Annotated in this window: 20 protein-coding genes; 1 reads left to right on the top strand and 19 read right to left on the bottom strand. The window is 43.9% G+C overall.

What is annotated here, in order from left to right; translation table 11 throughout:
* Nucleotides 1–12: 12 nt before the first annotated feature.
* Together dapB and BLL41_RS12040 are read right to left on the bottom strand one after the other, a co-directional pair.
* The gene (gene dapB / locus BLL41_RS12035; protein ID WP_071578018.1) at nucleotides 13–816 is read right to left on the bottom strand and encodes a 4-hydroxy-tetrahydrodipicolinate reductase; all 804 of its coding nucleotides are present in this window, start codon (nucleotides 814–816) and stop codon (nucleotides 13–15) included.
* A gap of 11 nt (nucleotides 817–827) precedes the next feature.
* Nucleotides 828–1163 (bottom strand): nucleotide pyrophosphohydrolase, encoded by a 336-nt coding sequence (locus tag BLL41_RS12040; RefSeq protein ID WP_004398044.1) that lies wholly within the window; start codon nucleotides 1161–1163, stop codon nucleotides 828–830.
* A 139-nt stretch (nucleotides 1164–1302) separates the two neighbouring features.
* On the opposite strand from BLL41_RS12040, the gene BLL41_RS12045 reads away from it, so the two are divergent.
* Nucleotides 1303–2175 carry a YitT family protein gene (locus BLL41_RS12045; RefSeq protein WP_003230635.1) on the top strand — a complete coding sequence of 291 codons (873 nt, stop codon included), beginning with the start codon at nucleotides 1303–1305 and terminating at the stop codon, nucleotides 2173–2175.
* A gap of 41 nt (nucleotides 2176–2216) precedes the next feature.
* Here BLL41_RS12045 and ypjB read toward each other — a convergent pair whose 3' ends face one another.
* The 17 genes from ypjB to trpE all read right to left on the bottom strand — a co-directional run bounded on the left by ypjB (nucleotide 2217) and on the right by trpE (nucleotide 18107).
* On the bottom strand, nucleotides 2217–3011 hold the full coding sequence (gene ypjB / locus BLL41_RS12050; protein WP_071578019.1) for a sporulation protein YpjB: 795 nt from the start codon (nucleotides 3009–3011) through the stop codon (nucleotides 2217–2219).
* 68 nt (nucleotides 3012–3079) lie between these two features.
* Nucleotides 3080–3673: a lipoprotein heptaprenylglyceryl N-acetyltransferase LhaT gene (lhaT, locus tag BLL41_RS12055; RefSeq protein ID WP_071578020.1), complete on the bottom strand. Its 594-nt coding sequence runs from the start codon at nucleotides 3671–3673 to the stop codon at nucleotides 3080–3082.
* Between the two features lie 109 nt (nucleotides 3674–3782).
* Nucleotides 3783–4550, bottom strand: coding sequence for a menaquinol-cytochrome c reductase cytochrome b/c subunit (locus tag BLL41_RS12060; RefSeq protein WP_014664395.1), 768 nt, complete (start codon nucleotides 4548–4550; stop codon nucleotides 3783–3785).
* A gap of 34 nt (nucleotides 4551–4584) precedes the next feature.
* On the bottom strand, nucleotides 4585–5259 hold the full coding sequence (qcrB, locus tag BLL41_RS12065; RefSeq protein ID WP_003225560.1) for a menaquinol-cytochrome c reductase cytochrome b subunit: 675 nt from the start codon (nucleotides 5257–5259) through the stop codon (nucleotides 4585–4587).
* Between the two features lies 1 nt (nucleotide 5260).
* Nucleotides 5261–5764 carry a Rieske (2Fe-2S) protein gene (locus BLL41_RS12070; protein ID WP_004398062.1) on the bottom strand — a complete coding sequence of 168 codons (504 nt, stop codon included), beginning with the start codon at nucleotides 5762–5764 and terminating at the stop codon, nucleotides 5261–5263.
* A gap of 142 nt (nucleotides 5765–5906) precedes the next feature.
* Nucleotides 5907–6353: a YpiF family protein gene (locus BLL41_RS12075; RefSeq protein WP_071578021.1), complete on the bottom strand. Its 447-nt coding sequence runs from the start codon at nucleotides 6351–6353 to the stop codon at nucleotides 5907–5909.
* Nucleotides 6354–6407: 54 nt separating this feature from the next.
* Nucleotides 6408–6947 (bottom strand): ReoY family proteolytic degradation factor, encoded by a 540-nt coding sequence (locus BLL41_RS12080; protein WP_014664397.1) that lies wholly within the window; start codon nucleotides 6945–6947, stop codon nucleotides 6408–6410.
* A gap of 71 nt (nucleotides 6948–7018) precedes the next feature.
* Nucleotides 7019–8290: a tetratricopeptide repeat protein gene (locus BLL41_RS12085; RefSeq protein ID WP_071578022.1), complete on the bottom strand. Its 1272-nt coding sequence runs from the start codon at nucleotides 8288–8290 to the stop codon at nucleotides 7019–7021.
* Nucleotides 8291–8639: 349 nt separating this feature from the next.
* Nucleotides 8640–9926 (bottom strand): 3-phosphoshikimate 1-carboxyvinyltransferase, encoded by a 1287-nt coding sequence (gene aroA / locus BLL41_RS12090; protein ID WP_071578023.1) that lies wholly within the window; start codon nucleotides 9924–9926, stop codon nucleotides 8640–8642.
* Between the two features lie 12 nt (nucleotides 9927–9938).
* Nucleotides 9939–11054: a prephenate dehydrogenase gene (locus tag BLL41_RS12095; protein ID WP_071578024.1), complete on the bottom strand. Its 1116-nt coding sequence runs from the start codon at nucleotides 11052–11054 to the stop codon at nucleotides 9939–9941.
* Nucleotides 11055–11102: 48 nt separating this feature from the next.
* On the bottom strand, nucleotides 11103–12185 hold the full coding sequence (hisC, locus tag BLL41_RS12100; RefSeq protein WP_071578025.1) for a histidinol-phosphate transaminase: 1083 nt from the start codon (nucleotides 12183–12185) through the stop codon (nucleotides 11103–11105).
* Between the two features lie 10 nt (nucleotides 12186–12195).
* Nucleotides 12196–12999 carry a tryptophan synthase subunit alpha gene (gene trpA / locus BLL41_RS12105; protein ID WP_071578026.1) on the bottom strand — a complete coding sequence of 268 codons (804 nt, stop codon included), beginning with the start codon at nucleotides 12997–12999 and terminating at the stop codon, nucleotides 12196–12198.
* Nucleotides 12992–14194 carry a tryptophan synthase subunit beta gene (trpB, locus tag BLL41_RS12110; RefSeq protein WP_071578027.1) on the bottom strand — a complete coding sequence of 401 codons (1203 nt, stop codon included), beginning with the start codon at nucleotides 14192–14194 and terminating at the stop codon, nucleotides 12992–12994. The genes trpA and trpB overlap by 8 nt, the downstream gene beginning before the upstream one ends.
* Nucleotides 14175–14822: a phosphoribosylanthranilate isomerase gene (locus BLL41_RS12115; protein WP_071578028.1), complete on the bottom strand. Its 648-nt coding sequence runs from the start codon at nucleotides 14820–14822 to the stop codon at nucleotides 14175–14177. The genes trpB and BLL41_RS12115 overlap by 20 nt, the downstream gene beginning before the upstream one ends.
* Before the next feature lie 4 nt (nucleotides 14823–14826).
* Complete coding sequence (trpC, locus tag BLL41_RS12120) at nucleotides 14827–15579, bottom strand: indole-3-glycerol phosphate synthase TrpC (protein ID WP_071578029.1); 753 nt, start codon at nucleotides 15577–15579, stop codon at nucleotides 14827–14829.
* Complete coding sequence (gene trpD / locus BLL41_RS12125; protein WP_071578030.1) at nucleotides 15572–16588, bottom strand: anthranilate phosphoribosyltransferase; 1017 nt, start codon at nucleotides 16586–16588, stop codon at nucleotides 15572–15574. The genes trpC and trpD overlap by 8 nt, the downstream gene beginning before the upstream one ends.
* Nucleotides 16560–18107: an anthranilate synthase component I gene (gene trpE / locus BLL41_RS12130; protein WP_071578031.1), complete on the bottom strand. Its 1548-nt coding sequence runs from the start codon at nucleotides 18105–18107 to the stop codon at nucleotides 16560–16562. Before trpE ends, trpD begins: the two co-directional genes overlap by 29 nt.
* Between the last annotated feature and the right edge of the window lie 163 nt (nucleotides 18108–18270).

The following is an 18270-nucleotide window of genomic DNA, read 5'->3' on the forward strand; positions in this document are numbered from 1 at the left end:
TTATCCCCCCGTCTAATCAATGATATTTTCTAATCCGTACACAAGCTGATCAATCTTCATGACTTGTTCGACTGACAGTTTAACACCTGACATGAAAGAAGCGCGGTTATAAGAATCATGGCGTATCTGAAGCGTTTGGCCATCCATGCCGAACATGACCTCCTGATGTGCGATCAGTCCCGGAAGACGGACGCTGTGCAAGCGAATACCATTTTGCTCCGCTCCTCTTGCTCCTGGGAGAATTTCTTTTTCATCCGGATGTCCTTGCTTCTTTTCTTTACGGACTTCTGAAATCATTTCCGCTGTTTTAAGCGCAGTTCCGCTTGGTGCGTCAAGCTTCTGGTCATGATGAAGCTCAATAATCTCAACATCCTCAAAATAGTTGGCAGCCATTTTTGAAAATTTCATCATCAGTATCGCACCGAGCGCAAAATTTGGCGCGATGATGGCTCCGATCCCTTTATCTTCTGTTAAAGACGTGAGCTCTTTTAAATCAGCTTCTGAGAAACCGGTTGTTCCGACAACTGGACGGACTCCGTGCTCTAATGCGATTTTCGTATGTACTTTTCCGATTTCGGGCGTTGTTAAATCAATCAAGACATCCGGTTGTGTTTCTGTAAAGCAGGCATGGATATCTGTGTAAATTAGAGCATCTGACTCAACAGGCAACACATCAGATAATTTTTGCTGATCGTATGTATGGTCTATGGCCCCGACAAGGTCAAAATGAGGTGTTCGTTCTGCCAATTTAACAGCTTCCTGCCCCATTCTTCCGCGCGGTCCCGCAATGACTACTTTAATTGTTTCGTTTGACATCTTGATCTCCTCTACTTTCCTTCTTCTTTTCTGGTCCAGCGATCTTTATCTCTTGTATTAAATTTATGCATGACTCGGTCGTGGGCTTCCTCTAAAGAGATATCAAGAGAGTTGGCTAAACAAACCAATACAAATAGCACATCGCCCATTTCCTCTTCCATGCTTTTATCGTCTTCAGTCGCTTTTTTTGGTTTTTCTCCATAACGGTGATTCACTTCTCTGGCAAGCTCGCCCAGTTCTTCAGTCAGCCTCGCCATCATGGCCAGCGGGCTGAAATATCCTTCTTTAAATTGGCCGATGTAACGGTCTACTTCAGCCTGTATGTCTTTCATTGTTTTATCACTCACTGAACGAAACCTCCTATCATCCTCTTACATGTTAGCTAATTCAGATACGTTTGACAAATGTTTAAGCACGTTTGCTGTTTTCTTTTTCATCCACTATAATATAAACGCTATCTAATGGAAGGAAAAGGGGTTTTGTGTGATGCTTGGAGAAATTAGATTAAAAAACATATTTTTTATTTTAATCGGAGCGGCAATTTTTTCATTTGGCTTGGTTCATTTCAATATGCAGAACAATCTGGCTGAGGGCGGTTTTACAGGTATTACACTTTTGCTTTATGCTCTTTTCCACATCAGCCCCTCTATCTCGAACCTGGTGTTAAACATTCCGATTTTTTTTATTGGCTGGCGATTGCTCGGCAGGACAATGTTTGTTTATACCCTTGTCGGTACTGTAGCCTTGTCTTTGTTCCTCAGCATCTTTCAGCGATATGAAATCCATATGCCCCTTCAGCACGACTTAGCGCTCGCCGCTTTATTTGCCGGCGTATTCATCGGAGCCGGACTGGGAATTATTTTTAAGTTCGGCGGTACGACAGGCGGTGTTGATATCATCGCACGTTTAGTGAATAAGTATTTTGGGATCCCGATGGGCAGAACGATGTTTGCTTTCGATGCCTGCGTCATCATTTTGTCTTTGCTTACTTATCTCTCCTATAAAGAAGCGATGTATACGCTGGTAGCTGTATTTGTAGCGGCAAGATTAATCGATTTTATTCAGGAAGGCGGATACGCTGCTAAAGGCGCTACGATCATCTCATCGAAAAACGACCTGATTCAGAAAAAGATCCTTGAAGAAATGGAACGGGGCGTCACCATTTTGAAAGGACAAGGTTCCTACACAAAAGAGGATATAGATGTACTTTATTGTGTGGTGCCGAAAAACGAATTGGTGATGCTGAAAAGTGTGATTAACTCCATTGACCCTCATGCCTTTGTAGCGGTAAGCGATGTCCACGATGTGCTCGGAGAAGGATTTACACTTGATGAAAATAAAAATCCGCTTCCACGCTGACATGTAATAGAAAAAAGGCGGCTGACCGCCGCCTCTTATCTTTATTTAGGGTAGTCCCGTTTTTTCAGCTTATTTTTTTCCGCCTTGTACTTTCTGTAGCCGACATAGGTGAGAGCTGTGATGATGATACTGCCGGTTGTAATCATCACCCAGAGTAAAGACGGATCGGCATCATCCTCCTCCGCCCTGTCAAACAAATTTTTCAGGTCATGCTGAAGAAGGGAAAGCCGTTCAAGCTTCGTGCTCTCTGTCATTTGCTGAAATTCCCCTTGTTCAATAACATCTATATGTTTTCCGACTGTTTCAAGCTTTTCCTCTGATACATCGATTGTAAGACTTGGATAAATCAAATCATATAAACTGATAAATTCATTCCATTTTTCATGGAAGCTAGTGCTTTCATTCTTTTGGACATCTCGCTTCAGCTCAGTAAAGGCTTCCATAATCGGTTTTTCAAGTGAACCCCAAAGCGGGTCAGAGCGGTTGTCAACCGCATCCATCAGCATTCTGAACTGCGCGGCTGCTCTGAGTTTTTGCGTGTCTGATGTATCAGCCTGCTTTAAACTTCGAACCATATCATTATAGCCCAGTGTGATTTGACGGATTTGGGCTCCTGTTAGCATGGAGTCTTGCTGTTTTTTCTCAGCTGATTTTAATGTTTTTTCAAAATAACCCAGGACTTGCAGCGCCTCTTCATATTTCGACTGACGGGTCATTTGAAAGACCGTATCAGATAAATCATTCAATTCCTCGAGGCTTCCCCGCTCTGCAGCCTTGGCATTTCCATTATAAAAAATAAGAGCAATCAACAAACAGATCGTCAGCTTTCGTTTCATGCAGGTCCCTCCCACTCTCTCTCCTTACAGAATATGAAGAAAGGGACAAGGATAGACCAACATTGTCTCTACATCAGCTCAAGCTTCGTTTGCTTTTTCGAGATCACAAGGAAGTAAGCAAGCCCGATTGAAAAGATGCTTAGCCAAAATGTTCCGTACCCTATTTCAGTCATATAATTAGAAAGCATAGAGTACTGCGGCATCATATCAAACAAGTAGTCAATGACATCGTTATGCAGTGTCCAGACTGCAGCAATTGCAAGATGCCAAAATGAAAAACGAAAATACGGACTGTATAATACGCCTTGCACTGCCATTGCAAAATGCGAAGCAATTAGCATGTAGCCCTCCCAAGGCAAGTCACCAGTTACTGCAAGCACAAGAAAATTCATAGCGACCGCCCATAGGCCGTACTTTACGAGGGTAACTAGCGCGAGCGCTTCAAAGAGCGGAGCATTCCGTTTCATGATAAAAGCAAGCAGCACAAACAGAAAGAAAAACGTTGCTGTCGGACTATCTGGAACAAAAATAAGGAAACGGGCCGGTGTCTCCAGGAGCTGCGGCAAGTACCAATAGTAGCCGTAAACTGTTCCCAGAAAATTAATGGCTAAGACAAGAATAAGCATCGGCCGCTGTCCTAATACATATTGAAACCACTTCACATCAATCAACTCTCAGTCTGTAAAAATAATGTGTCCATATAAAAAAGCTGACGCCGGGTCAGCTTTTGATAATAAAAGTATATCCTTCCATTTGACAATTCACAATACGTTATTTTGCGGTTGTTTCAGAAATAAATTTCGCAAGTTCTTCGAGCTGCTTATCATTTCCTTTGAACACACCCGCCGGCATTTTGCCTTTCCCTTCTACTGCGATCTTTTTGATTTCTTCCGGTTTCAGGCCGCTGTCAACCAATGAAGGCCCAGCTGCTCCACCCTGAAGGTTATCCCCATGGCAAGAAATACAGCCTTGTTCCTTAAAAATCTTATATCCTTCTGTATTGGTGTCAATGTCGGCTTCTTTTGTGATTTTCCCCTGTTCCTCTGCCTTGGCCCAGTCATGAGTGGCAACTGACTGCCACGTCAAAAATACAGCAGCGGAAATGGCCAGAAGCATCATACCGACAGCGACTGGACGCTTCCACGGCCTTCTTTCTGCCCCTCTGTCTAGGAATGGAGCCAAAAGCAGGGCTCCAAAAGCGAGACCTGGCATAATCATGGCGCCGACCACTGTAAAGCTTCCGGCGGCGTATTCATACTTCAACAGCTGGTATAAGAAAAGAAAATACCAATCCGGCAGCGGAATATATCCAGTATCAGTCGGGTCAGCCATCCGCTCTAAAGGCGGCTGATGCACAATCGTCAAAACGAGAAAACCGATGAGAAAGACAGCTCCAACCATCCATTCCTTTAACAAGAAATTTGGCCAGAAAGCCTCTGTTTTACCGGGATATTCCGAATAATCCTTCGGTATATTCGGCTTTTTTTCAGCCGGTATCCTTGAGTCGCCTACAAATTTCATCCCTTTGCCCCGGTGCATGTCATTCCCTCCCTTTTATTCGCAGATCAAGAGTTTAAAGCGGTCCTGAAATCCCCTGCTTCCGGATCATAATAAAATGCGCAGCCATCAGCCCGAACAATGCGGCAGGAAGAAAGAATACATGGATCGCAAAAAACCTAGTCAGCGTTTGGGCGCCTACAATATCCGGATGCCCTGCAAGGAGCGTTTTAACTTGCGTCCCGATCAAAGGTGTGGCTTCGGCAATCTGCAGCCCAACTTTTGTTGCAAACAGTGCCTTCATGTCCCAAGGAAGTAAGTAGCCTGTAAAACCAAGACCGAGCATGACAAAAAAGATCAGCACACCGACAATCCAGTTCAGCTCGCGCGGCTTTTTGTACGCGCCTTGGAAAAAGACCCTCAGCGTATGTAAAAACATCATCACAATGACCAAGCTTGCACCCCAGTGATGCATCCCCCTGACAATCTGGCCGAATGCCACTTCATTTTGCAAATAATATACCGATTCCCAGGCATTTTTGATATCAGGCACATAATACATCGTTAAAAACATTCCAGATAATACTTGGATAACGGTTACAAAAAACGTCAGTCCCCCAAAGCAATACACAAACGCAGAGAAATGATGGGCGGGATTCACATGTTCCGGTACTTCGTGATCGGCAATATCCCTCCACATCGGTGTAATATCAAGCCGCTCGTCTACCCAGTCATAAATTTTGTTCAGCATGTCACCCTTCCCCCTTAGGCTTTGCTTTTCCAAGATACAGGAAGCCGTCTTTTACTTCTTGCTCGTAATGATCAAGAGGCGAAAGCGGCGGCGTGCCAGGGACATTGGTGCCGTCCTTTTCATAGAGTCCGTAATGGCATGGACAAAAGAATTTATTCGGGTTTTTAGGATCACTATTCCAGTTCACCGTACACCCTAAATGTTTACAAATTGGCGAAAGTGCTACAATTTCATCCCCGTTTTTGAAGACCCAGGCTGATCTTGACTCTTCTGACTCATACCAGGCATCGACTTGATTAATTTTGAAATCAAAGCGCTGCGGCTCTTTTGTCAACTCATCAACGCTGACAACCTGAACCATGTCCTGCTTCCCTGTCGATTTTAATACCGGGTCGAGTGCAAAGCGAACCATAGGCATGAGCATACTAGCCGCCATAAAACCTCCTACGCCTGTGAGCGTATAATTCAAAAATTGACGTCTGGATATATCATGTTTTCCGCCCATCTCTTCTCCCCCCTCTAGGTCACCCCTGCAAACTGACTAAAATAGAAAATATTGCAATAACTCTAGACACCCTCATAATATATGAATCTCTCAGCAAGGTCAATATAGCCAAAATATTGTTTATGAGGAAATGTAAGTGTTTTTATGGAGTGCTCCATAACTGTAACAAAACGTTCAAAATTTCAGCAGTGCGTTCATCCAATATTTTTCTTTTCAAAGAGTCATTTAAATGTTCTAATGGAACAGACGGTGTAACAATCATTTTGCCTAACGTATCCTCAGTTCCCCAATTTTCGTCAGATGTGAGCAGGACAACATGCTGAAATTCCGTTAGCAGCTCTTCCCGCAAATCCTTAAGCCCTTGAACGGTTATGTCATTTCTATCAACATATGTATAAGGAGGCAGTAAATATACCCGTCCCTTTAACTGCCTTTCCAATTCCTCTGAGAGAAGCTGCGTAAACTCACCTTTCTCCGCCGCCATTTTAAAATGGTTATCCACCTTTATGTTAATTAATGGAATGACAGCGGTATCAATGTAATCCTTAGCTTGTAAATAGTCCTTGGCATCAGTGATTCTCCACCTCATTGTTCTCCCCCTTTACGGCAACAAGCCTTGCAATTCACTGCAAGGCTGGTCATATTATGTGAGCTGATTCAATTGGCGCGATAATTGTTCAAATGCTTCTTTATCGTGACGATCTAACGCGTCGTCAATGTCTTTTAATAATTTTTCTCTTTGGAATGTGGAAATAGCGTGCTCCAAAATCTGTTCCGCCAACCCCTGGTCTTTTTTATTCTCAAAAAGATCTTTCGGCATATGCGGGTTGGACTCCAGCACCGCCGCATACTCAGGTGAGCTGTAAGCCGAGCGGAAATTAAGCTGGATAAACAAATCCTGCTGTTTATTTAATCTAATATCATGAAAAGATTTTTCCGCGTCGGTAGTCATGACATTCTCTTTATAAAACCGAAACGGAACTTCTTCAACACAATGTGTTGACATTATAATGCCTCTCGGGCAAAATTCAGCCTGCTCCACAAAATGAACCTTCTCCATGAGAGAATCATGGCTCATTAAGTAGTTCAAGATCCAAACGCACTCTCGGCGCTTTAACTGATAATGGTTTAAAAACCAACGGATAAAATCCTTTTTCTCATTGACAGAAACAGGGGTCTGCATGTAATTCCCTCCTCTATCGTTCGTATAATCTATATACTTATATGTTCCACATGAATGGTTAATATTCCTGCTTATCTCGAAAATTCATCCTCGATTCGCAAAATCGTTTCTTCCAGCTCTTCATTGGCTCCGTCCATCTCAAGAATCTTTTTCAAAAGCGGCAGCGCTTCTTGTTGAAGGCCTTCTTCTAACAGGAAGCTCGCGTATTCATATAAGAAATCTCTATCCTCCCGGTAATGAAGATAGGCAGCCTCAAAGGATTGTTTTGCTTCCTCGTATTGCTCTAATTCAGTATATGCGCTTGCAAGATACCAATTGTATTTCGGATCTTCTTCACCGTAGCTGCGAACCTCTTGAATAAGATCAATGATCTGTTCATAATCCTCTTCTTTATGATACACAGCAAGAAGTGTATGAAGCGCTTCGACGAATCCCGGATCAAGCGCAAGCGCCTCCTGAAGCAGCTTTTTCCCCTCTTCTGACTTCCCGATTTTCAGGGCCATTTTGGCGGCATAAAGGAAAAGTTCTTTGTTATATTCATCATATCTGATACCCTCTTTTGCCGTTTTTAATGCCTCTTCATACATTCCTTCAGCTTCATAGCTTTTTGAGAGCGGCATATACAGTGAAGAATAAGATGGATCAAGCTCCTTTAAATCAGACAGCTGCTTAATAGCCGTTTTTACAAGCCCCGCCTGTAAGGCTGTAAACCCATAGCCGAAAATCGTATTAGGATCAGGACTCTCATCAACAGCTTTCTCGTACCATGGAATGGCATCCTCAAATTCACCTGAGGCACTTAACGATTCTGCCAGTCTTTGATGGACATTAACGCCTCCGATTTCACTCTTCTCCTCAGCCGTTGTTTTAAAATATTGAACCGCTTTTGCATAGGCTCCCTGAGTAAAGTAAAGTTCCCCCAGTGCAAAATCAATAACAGGTTCATTGTCCAGAATGGACTTTGCCTGTAAAAGCTTTTGTTCACTGACTTCGAATAACCCCTGCATCTGATAAAGATCCGCCATAAGCAGCAAACTTTCCGGATATGACGGATCTGTTTCCGGAATAGTCTCCAGCACAGCGAGGGCTTTTTCTTCTTCGTCAATATCTATTAAAAGTTCAGCGTAGAAATTCGTCAGTTCTGTTTCATTTGGATATAAATCATGTAAATCACTAATCAGTGAAATGGCTTTTTCTACATCGCCCCACTCGTAATAAAGCTGGGCTGCAATCGCTTTATCTTCATCATGCAGCTGTTTTTCAGCCTTCGAGAGCGTATTGAGACCTTTTTCTGTTTCACCTGCTTCAACTAATTTTATGGCTTCTTGAATTAATGTATTCAAATCGGACCGGTCCTTTCTTTTCCTATACAACATCAACCATACAAAAAAGCTTTATTTGTTCGGGTTAATCTTATCATAATTCAGACGAATGCCCCCGGCAAATAAGATGCTTGCTGTACGGAAGGGAATTATTGAGTCTTATTAGTTTACCAAAAGATCTTGAGATAGAAAATGAAAAAAAGGAAGATCGCCCTCTGTACAGTAAAGCAGCTCTTTGACCTGCCGGCTTGTCAGTAAAGCGCATCCCCCCTTTTCGTTTTTCTTTCCCCTCTATAAGACAAGCTATGTTTTTTTGCCTCGAATTATGATTCTTCCAGTTAATCTGCATAAAAAATCCTGAAGTAAAACTTCAGGATTTTTTGGAAAGCTTATTTAAATGTTCGAAGAAGGTTGGATAAGAAACGTGAATGGCATCCGTGTGCTCGATGTCAATCGGCTCCTCTGTTATACAGGAAGCAATACCCAGCATCATTCCGATTCGATGATCTCCGTGGCTGGACACTGCAGCGCCGCCTTTCAACGTTTGTTTGCCATAAACTTTCATTCCATCTGCTGTCGGTTCAATTTCAGCACCCAGCTTGCGAAGTTCAGAAACAACAGTATCAATGCGGTTTGTTTCTTTCACTTTAAGCTCTGCTGCGTCCTTAATAACGGTCGTTCCTTCCGCCTGAGTCGCAAGAAGCGCGATGATAGGGATTTCATCAATTAAACGCGGAATGATATCTCCTCCGATTTCAACTGCTTTGAGAGACGACGTTTCTATAATCAAATCTCCATAAGGCTCTGCACTGCTGTCAGCAGATGGTTTGATTTCAAGTTTTGCCCCCATGTTTTGAAGGACGTCAATAATACCTGTCCGAGTCGGATTTAACCCAACGTTTTTCAATACAATTCTGCTGTTTGGAACCATCGCGCCAGCAACAAGGAAAAACGCGGCTGAAGAAATGTCTCCAGGAACAAAAATATCAGCAGCAGTCAGTTTCTGGCCTCCATCAATGGAAACACTTGTTTGATCTTCAGAAAGCTTAACGCCAAAAGCAGAGAGCATCCGCTCAGTGTGGTCGCGGGATTTATAGGGCTCTGTGACAGTTGTTGTGCCCGCAGCCTGTAATCCGGCCAGCAAAACAGCAGATTTAATTTGCGCGCTTGCGACAGGTGATACATAATCAATGCCTTTTAATGGGGCGCCGCTCACTGACAGCGGGGTAAATTCTCCGCCAGCTCTGCCGTCGATTTTAGCCCCCATTTTTTTCAAAGGCTCAGTAACACGCTTCATTGGGCGCTTCGCAATGCTCTCATCTCCGGCTACCGCGCTATAAAAAGGACGACCCGCTAATATTCCGAGCATCAGGCGAATTGTTGTACCTGAATTTCCGACATCTAAAAGGCTCTCTGGCTCTTTCAGGGCGCCGATTCCTTTTCCGTGAATCACGACATCGCTGCCGCTTTGCTCAATTTGAACACCCATTTTTCTAAAGCAATCGATTGTGCTCAGACAATCTGCTCCCGGCAGAAAGTTTTTAACTGTTGTTGTGCCTGTCGCTAGCGCGCCAAACATAACAGAGCGGTGAGAAATGGATTTATCACCGGGAATATGTATTTCTCCATGTAAGGCCTGCACCTTTTCTCGTTTCATTTTTTTTCCACCTCAATCAGCATAAAAAGTTTCATATTCCGCCCGGGCTTCAATGCATTGTTCTGCCCGTTTGCGGTCGTCATCAGACTGAAAACTGATCCTTAAAATCCCATTAATATCCTCTCGTGTTTCAATAATCCGGATATTCGTGATGCTGATGCGCTCCGCAGCTAAGATCGCCGTTATCTCAGATATCACACCCGGATGATCGGGGACATCCACGTATAAATCATAAAATGCCGGTATCGCTCCCTTCTGCCGAAGCGGCAGCCCGTCGCGATAATCCTTAGCTGTTTTAAAATAACGAAATAGATTTTCCGCATCTTCTTGTTCTACATATGTACGGATCTTGTCAATTTCACGAATCCACTCATCAAAACGATCCAAGATTTTATCTTTATTATGTAGTAGAATATCCCGCCACATTGCCGGGCTGCTCGATGCAATCCTTGTAATATCTCTGAACCCGCCGGCAGCAAAACGCTTAACAAGCGGATAAAGATCTTCCGAATGATGGGTTTGGTGAACAAGGCTTGCTGCGACAATATGCGGAAAATGACTAATAACACTCGTAACACCATCATGTTCCTCCGGTGACATTTCCACAAAATGGGCATTTGTCCCCTTCAGCAGATTTTTCAATTGTTCTACCGCTCGTCTATCCGTTTTCTGGCCTGGCGTCAAAATATAAAATGCATTTTCAAATAGGAATTCTTTCGCAGCGGCCACCCCTGATTTATGTGAACCCGCCATCGGATGCCCTCCGACAAATTGATAGCGGCTAGGCAGCACTTGATCAGCGTAATCAACCACTTTTTGCTTTGTGCTTCCCACATCCGTAATCAAAAGCTCATGTTCAATTCCTGAATGAGCCAGCTCTTCAAGCATAACCAGCGTTTGTTCGACTGGTGTCGCAATGATTACTGTAGACGCCTCTTTCGCACCGCTAATAAACGACTCAGCACGATCGTCTATCACACCTAATTTTAATGCGGCAACTGCCTGTTCATCAGAGATGTCGATTCCGATAATCCGTTTGCCGGGATGATTTTTTTTGATCGCTAGCGCAATCGAACCGCCTATCAATCCGAGACCGGCGAGCAATATTGTATCTTTCATTCGATTCATACGTCATCACCTGGTTTATAGACTAAAGAGGTGACACTTGATCACCTCTTATAAAATTTCAGCTAAAATGGCAAGTATTTCTTCGTTTTGCTCTTTTGTTCCGATCGTAATCCGGAGTGATGTCGGGAAACCTAATGCATTTCCAGACCGGACGATATAACCTTTTTCCAGCAGAACCTGAAACAGGTCATCAGCAGGGCGTTTAAAGTCAATTAACACAAAATTTGTCTGTGAAGGGTAGCACTTTAAACCATGAGTCTTCGCAAAATCATAATACTGATGAAGGCCTGCATTGTTTTGCTCGACACAGGAAGCAATAAACGCTTGATCATCAAGTGCTGCGATCGCCGCAGCCTGGCCCAGACGGCTCGTATTAAACGGCTCTCTCGCCGGCTCAATCTGGCGAATCAGGTTCTCGTCAGCAATTCCGTATCCGACTCTGAGCGCTGCAAGACCGTATGCTTTTGAAAATGTGCGCAAAATCATCAAATTGGAATACTTGCTTAAGAGCGGCACAGTTTCCGGGTAATCCTCTGCTGTTACATATTCATAATATGCTTCGTCAAGAACAACAAGGACACGTGAAGGAACACGCTCCAGAAATGAGAGTAATTCTCCTTCAGATGTATAAGTGCCAGTCGGATTATTCGGGCTGCATATCCAAACGACTTGTGTCTGTTCGTCGATGGCTTCTAACATGGCGTCTAAATCATGTGAGCCGTCGGGACGAAGTGCAATTTCACGTACTTCAGCACCTTCAATGACCGCATTATGTTTATATTGCGGAAAAGTGGGAGCAGCAGTAACCGTGTTTGTTTTATCGTTTAAAAATGCCCGGCAGATGATCTGAATGATTTCATCAGAACCGTTGCCGAAAATAAGTGATGTTTCGCTGACATTGAGGTGCTTACTGAGCCTTGTCCGCAAAGCGGCGCTATACCCGTCTGGGTAAAGGGCAAGCTGTTGAATCTCATGATGAAGCGCCTCTTTTGCAGCCTCCGAACAGCCGTACGGATTCTCGTTTGAAGCAAGCTTCACAACTTTATCCAAGCCATATTCTGATTTCACTGCTTCGATCGGCTTACCAGGCTGATAAGGCTTCAGCTGTTTTAAATGTTCTTTGATACGCAAATCAGTCACCTCATTTTAAACTGTACAAGCCGCCAAACGCCATTGCGTAATCCTCAAACTCCTGCAGCGCTTGTTTTCTCTTTTCAGCGCTGGTGAGCCGGTCCTTTAATTCTTCTATCTTTCTGACGAGCGCACTTCCCACTACGACACCGTCACAAATTTCATTCATCTTTATGACCTGTTCACGGTTTGATATACCGAACCCTACAGCGACCGGAACAGTGCTGAGATCCTTCACTGTCCGAATGAACGGGTACACGGATGAATTGAACTCATTGCGGACACCGGTCACACCCAGAGAAGATACACAGTAGACGAAGCCCTCGGCTTGTTCAATAATGATTTTCAAACGGCTTTCACTTGTCGGCGCAACCAAAGAAATATACGTCACCTCATGGCTTTTACAGTCCTCTTGAAGGCTGGCGCTTTCTTCTAGTGGCAGATCCGGAACAAGCAGACCGTCAATATGATTTTCCCGCAGTAAAGCGAAAAAGTATTCTTTGTTCAATTGTAACACAGGATTATAATACGTAAAGAGGATAATCGGAATATTCACTCCGTTTTTTTTCATTTCTCCGCCTAATTCGATTGCCTTTACGATATTCATTCCTTGATCAAGCGCCCGCTTTGAAGCCCGCTGGATCACCGGGCCGTCTGCAAGCGGGTCAGAGTATGGAACACCAAGCTCCAATGCTGTAGCGCCTGCTTTTTGGAGAGACTTCGCCAGTTCAATCGAAACCTCAGGAACTGGATCGCCAGCCGTAATAAATGGGATAAACAATTTTTCTGATGGTTGAAGATCTAATTTAAACATGGGCTTTCACCTCATTTTCCAATACATTCATTAATGTGTTGACATCCTTATCTCCCCGTCCTGATAAACAGACGAGAATAATTTGACCGCGATCCATTCCTTTGGCGAGTTTGAATGCCTTCGCTAACGCATGGGCAGATTCGATTGCCGGCAAAATTCCCTCTTTTTCTGACAAGAGCTTTAATGCATTCACCGCTTCTTCATCTGTGATACTGTCATAAGTGACACGGCCGCTCTTATGCAAGTAAGCGTGCTCCGGACCGATTCCCGGATAGTCGAGACCTGCTGAAATAGAGTAAGGCTCAATAATCTGTCCGAACTCATCCTGAATGAGATAAGTCAATGAACCGTGAATAACCCCTACGGTTCCTTTCGAAATTGTGGCGGCATGAAGAGGAGTATCTATTCCTTTTCCTGCAGCTTCAGCTCCGATCAGTTCAACATCTTCATTTAAAAATGCCTGAAACATACCCATCGCATTGCTTCCTCCGCCTACACATGCCACTACTTTATCAGGCAGAGCGCCTTCAATACGTTTCAACTGATCCTTCGCTTCCTCTCCGATCATTTTTTGAAATTCGCGGACCACTTGCGGATAAGGGTGCGGACCGACAACTGATCCAATCATGTAAAAATGATCCTCGCAATGCTGAACCCAGTAACGGATCGCCTCATTTGTAGCATCCTTCAATGTTCCGTTCCCGCTTGTTACAGGCACTACTTCCGCACCAAGAAGCTTCATGCGAAAAACGTTTAGAGACTGGCGGGCAACATCCTCTTCGCCCATAAACACAGTGCAGGAAAAACCGAATTTGGCTGCGACTGTTGCAGCGGCAACGCCGTGTTGTCCGGCGCCGGTTTCAGCAATGATTTTCGTTTTGCCCATTTTTTTAGCAAGCAGCGCTTGGCCTAACGCATTATTGATTTTATGGGAACCTGTATGGTTTAAATCTTCTCGTTTCAAATAGATTTTCGCGCCGCCTAAGTATTCAGTGACTCGATCAGCATATGTTAATGCAGTCGGCCGTCCGGAATAGTCCTTTAACAGCTTATAATATTCTTCACGAAAAACAGGATCATCCTTGATTTGTTTAAATGCTGTATCTATTTCATCTAACGGCTGCATGAGTGTTTCCGGAACAAACTTCCCGCCAAAATCACCGTATCTGCCTATTTCATTCGGATATGGATACATATCGGTTCATCCTTTCTTCTAAAAGCCTCATCAGATTTTTATCTTTTTGCCCGTTTTTTTCAATTCCGCTGGCAAGGTCAATTCCTGCCGGCTGCCATTTCAATAGGCCTGTGACGCTATCCGGATTTACGCCGCCAGCGATAAAGCAGCGTTTACCAATCACCGCCCGTTGATATTCCGGCACACAATCCCAAGAAAATGCAACACCAGTTCCGCCTCTAGCCCCTTTTACAGATGAATCAATCACAAAGCCGTCCACATTATCTATAAAGCGGGCTATTTCTTGAGTTGTATTATGATGATGGTGAAGCGCCTTCCAAATTTCACAATCTGTCAGCTTGCGAAGCGCATCAGCATCCGCCGGGTTTTCATTACCATGAAGTTGAATGACGTCGAGCTTCAAGTCATTGGCAATGCGTGACATCGTTTCTATTGATTCATTAACAAAAACACCTGCAACCTGTTTTTCGACACGAACTTGGTTCATCCATTTTTTTACATCTTGCGGAGATACTTTTCGTTTGCTTTCAGCAAAAATAAAGCCTAGGTAATCAGCCTGTGATTCCGCCGCAAGCTGCAAATCCTTTAGTGACCGAATACCGCAATATTTTAATGCCGGTTTCTTCACAACCTCACTCCCCAAACAAAGCATGGATTGCTTTACGCTGAGAAGTTTGTCTCATCAATGATTCACCGATAAGTACAGCTCGCGCCCCATGTTCGTTGACAAATGTTAAATGTTCTAAAGAACCGATTCCGCTTTCGCTGACAAGCAGAGATTCTTTCGGAACGAGAGATGCGATTTGTTCTGTCTGCTTTACATTTGTTTCAAACGTCTTTAGGTTTCGGTTATTTACGCCGAGAATATCAGGTGTGAACACTTTCAATATTTGTTCTAGCGTTGATGCATCATGAACCTCCACTAACACGTCCATCCCCTTTTCGCCTGCTTCAAGATATAATTCATAGAGGTGTAAGGGGGCAAGCACCTCGCCGATTAACAATATGGCATCCGCACCGATTCTTCTTGATTCCTCCACTTGAAGAGAATCAATAATAAAATCTTTTCTGAGTACAGGAATCGAAACAGCGCGCTTTATATCTGATAAATAGCTGTTTTTCCCTTGAAAAAACGGGGTGTCTGTTAAAACGGAAAGCGCATCTGCCTTCGCAGCTTCATAGTCTTTTGCAGTCCGCACAGGGACAAAATCCTCTTTAATCAGCCCTTTTGACGGTGATGCTTTCTTCACTTCGGCAATCAGCCCGATAAACCGATTCGGGCTTGCCAGCGCCTCTTTAAATGAACGTTTTTCGAAAGGCTGCTCTACCGGCAGAACCAGTGTTTTCACTTCTTCTTTCTTTTGTTTGATGATATTTTCAAGCATAGATCTCTTCCTCTTTCTGCTTTAGTCGTTCAAGCTGCGCAGCAGCGCCTCCGCTTGTAATCGTCTCTAACGCCAACTCCGTTCCTTCCTTCAGTGAGTCAGTAATTCCCGCCGTGTAAATCGCAGCACCCGCATTAAAAGCCGTTATAGATAAAGCGGAACTGCTGCTTTTATTTTCAAAAATATTCTGAATGAGACAAGCACTCTCTTTCGGTGACTGCACCTGTAAATCTTCAAGTCTGCCATTTGTGAAACCGAAGTCTTCGGGTGAAACGGTATATTCCCGGCGCTCTCCGTCCTTTAATTCAATCACGTCAGTCGGCGCTGTAATTGAAAGCTCATCTAAACCGTCACGGCTTGATACGAACATGACATGCTTCGGCTGAAATGACTCTAGTGCGCTTGCCATCAGTCCAGCTTTTTCAACGGAATAGACCCCGATCACCTGACGCTGCGCCTGCAAAGGATTGCTTAGCGGTCCGAGCAGATTAAATACCGTTCTGAAACCTAGCTCTTTTCTAGTACCTGCTACATGTTTCATAGACGAATGATAAAGCGGCGCAAATAGAAATCCCATGTTGTGTGTTTCAATGCTGCTTTTGACCTTCTCAGGAGTAGTTTGAATTGAAACCTCTAGCTCCTCTAAAACATCAGCGCTTCCGCTTTTAGAAGAGACAGAGCGATTGCCGTGCTTAGCGATTTTCGCGCCAGCTGCCGAGGCAACAATTGCCGATGCCGTTGAGATATTAAAAGTGGAAATACCGTCTCCCCCGGTTCCGCATGTATCAACGACATCAGGAAGTCCATCGACTGTAAGAGCGTGTGCCCGCATTGCCTTCATAAAACCCGTAAGCTCTTCTGGCGTCTCTCCCCGATGAGCAAGAATAGACAATATACCGCCCATTTCAGAAGGAGTCATTTCCGCTGCCATCATCATATTCATCAGCGCTTCAGCCTCACCGGCTGTAAGGGTTTTTCCGTCAACGAACAATTGTAGAAATTTGTTCATCAGCTTTATCCTCCTTGCTATGAAACATGTCTTCTGCAATATGAATCGTTTTCAGCAGCGCACCGGCTTTATTACAGCTTTCTTCGTATTCGGTTTCCGGAACAGAATCAGCAACAATCCCAGCACCTGCCTGTATCGATGCAACACCGTTCTTTACACTCATCGTGCGAATCGTAATACAAGAGTCGATATTCCCGTCAAACCCAATGTAGGCAATACAACCTCCGTATGTCTCTCTCGGTGTTGGCTCGAGCTCTTGCAAAAGCTGCATGGCACGGATTTTAGGTGCGCCTGTTAAAGTCCCCGCCGGGAAAGCAGACATCAGTGCATCAACGGGATGAACCCCTTTTTTCAGTTGGCCTGTAACCACCGAGATAATGTGCATGACATGTGAAAAGGAGACAATTTTTGTGAACTCCGGCACAGAAACAGAACCATACTCTGCTACTCTGCCGATATCGTTTCGGGCAAGATCAACGAGCATGTAATGCTCCGCCTTTTCTTTTTCATCCTTCATCAGCTCAACTTTCAGTCTCTCATCTTCGGCTTTGTCTGCACCGCGTTTTCTCGTACCGGCAATCGGATGGATTTCCAAGTGCCCGTCCTGAACGTGGATTAACCGTTCCGGAGAACTGCCGACGATTTCTCTGTCTTGCAGTTTCATATAATACATATACGGAGAAGGATTGACGATCCTAAGCACTCGGTATAACTCAAAAGCCTCTGCTTTTATCGGAACCTCAAATTTCTGTGACAAAACGCCTTGGAAGATATCGCCTGCTTTTATATAGCCTTTGATTTTTTCTACATCAGCCATAAAAGCCGATTTTTCATAATTGGAAGATACTGTCTCAAAGCTGGGTGTCTTGTATGAATCAACAGAGAGAAACAGCTCTTTTATGTTTTTTTGGTCCATCATTTTTTCGATGAGATTTTGGAGCTCTTGATGATTTTGATGGAACACATCAATTTTTTCGTTTTCTGTTTCCTCTCCATTGAGCCTTGCATATTGGATAAAGTGGACGTTTTTGGTTTCATGATCATACGCAATTAATGTCCGGCAAACAAACAGCAAGCACTTTTCCATTTTTGTTTCTTTTGTATGCGAAGGAACAGAAGGCTCAATCAGCGGGATCATATCATAGCTTAAGTACCCAACAGCTCCGCCGACAAAAGGAATGCCAAGCTCAGGTGTTTTGATTTTGTATGTGGTATTCATCCAGTTCAGTACGTCCTTTAGTTCATTCCCTGTGTAAAGAGATTGGCTGTCCTGATCAGCGGCTGCAAAACGGCACTGCTCTTCTTTAATTGTGAGAAATGGATTCAGGCCGATAAACGAATATCTTGACCAAGCGGATGTATCGTCCTTGCTTTCAAGAAGATACGTAATCTCCCTGTCAAGCTTCTCTATCATTTGAATGGGTGTCAGTGTATCGACTGTGAAGGTCTCCACAATCGGTATCGTGTGGTGGGACAAGCTGTCCTCTAAAAATGCGGAAATGTTTGATTGGAAATTCAATGCTCTCACTCCTTATGGCAAGGAGAATGAGAAGATGGCATGAGAGGATAAAATATTATATAACAAATAAACCCAAAAGAAAGACATCTTTTGGGTAGAATAAACATACATGTCTCAGCTCAACTAAACTCATTCTCTGCTACCCTATTCTCTAACTCAACTC

Source organism: Bacillus sp. FMQ74 (assembly GCF_001875785.1).
In the GTDB taxonomy this organism is placed as follows: Bacteria; Bacillota; Bacilli; order Bacillales; family Bacillaceae; genus Bacillus; species Bacillus stercoris.

Excerpts from the sequence above, each read along its gene's own strand:
- dapB (WP_071578018.1), bottom strand. The coding sequence starts at position 816 with ATGTCAAACGAAACAATTAAAGTAGTCATTGCGGGACCGCGCGGAAGA.
- BLL41_RS12045 (WP_003230635.1), top strand. The coding sequence starts at position 1,303 with ATGCTTGGAGAAATTAGATTAAAAAACATATTTTTTATTTTAATCGGA.
- ypjB (WP_071578019.1), bottom strand. The coding sequence starts at position 3,011 with ATGAAACGAAAGCTGACGATCTGTTTGTTGATTGCTCTTATTTTTTAT.
- BLL41_RS12060 (WP_014664395.1), bottom strand. The coding sequence starts at position 4,550 with ATGCACCGGGGCAAAGGGATGAAATTTGTAGGCGACTCAAGGATACCG.
- qcrB (WP_003225560.1), bottom strand. The coding sequence starts at position 5,259 with ATGCTGAACAAAATTTATGACTGGGTAGACGAGCGGCTTGATATTACA.
- BLL41_RS12070 (WP_004398062.1), bottom strand. The coding sequence starts at position 5,764 with ATGGGCGGAAAACATGATATATCCAGACGTCAATTTTTGAATTATACG.
- BLL41_RS12075 (WP_071578021.1), bottom strand. The coding sequence starts at position 6,353 with ATGAGGTGGAGAATCACTGATGCCAAGGACTATTTACAAGCTAAGGAT.
- BLL41_RS12080 (WP_014664397.1), bottom strand. The coding sequence starts at position 6,947 with ATGCAGACCCCTGTTTCTGTCAATGAGAAAAAGGATTTTATCCGTTGG.
- aroA (WP_071578023.1), bottom strand. The coding sequence starts at position 9,926 with ATGAAACGAGAAAAGGTGCAGGCCTTACATGGAGAAATACATATTCCC.
- BLL41_RS12095 (WP_071578024.1), bottom strand. The coding sequence starts at position 11,054 with ATGAATCGAATGAAAGATACAATATTGCTCGCCGGTCTCGGATTGATA.
- trpA (WP_071578026.1), bottom strand. The coding sequence starts at position 12,999 with ATGTTTAAATTAGATCTTCAACCATCAGAAAAATTGTTTATCCCATTT.
- trpB (WP_071578027.1), bottom strand. The coding sequence starts at position 14,194 with ATGTATCCATATCCGAATGAAATAGGCAGATACGGTGATTTTGGCGGG.
- trpC (WP_071578029.1), bottom strand. The coding sequence starts at position 15,579 with ATGCTTGAAAATATCATCAAACAAAAGAAAGAAGAAGTGAAAACACTG.
- trpD (WP_071578030.1), bottom strand. The coding sequence starts at position 16,588 with ATGAACAAATTTCTACAATTGTTCGTTGACGGAAAAACCCTTACAGCC.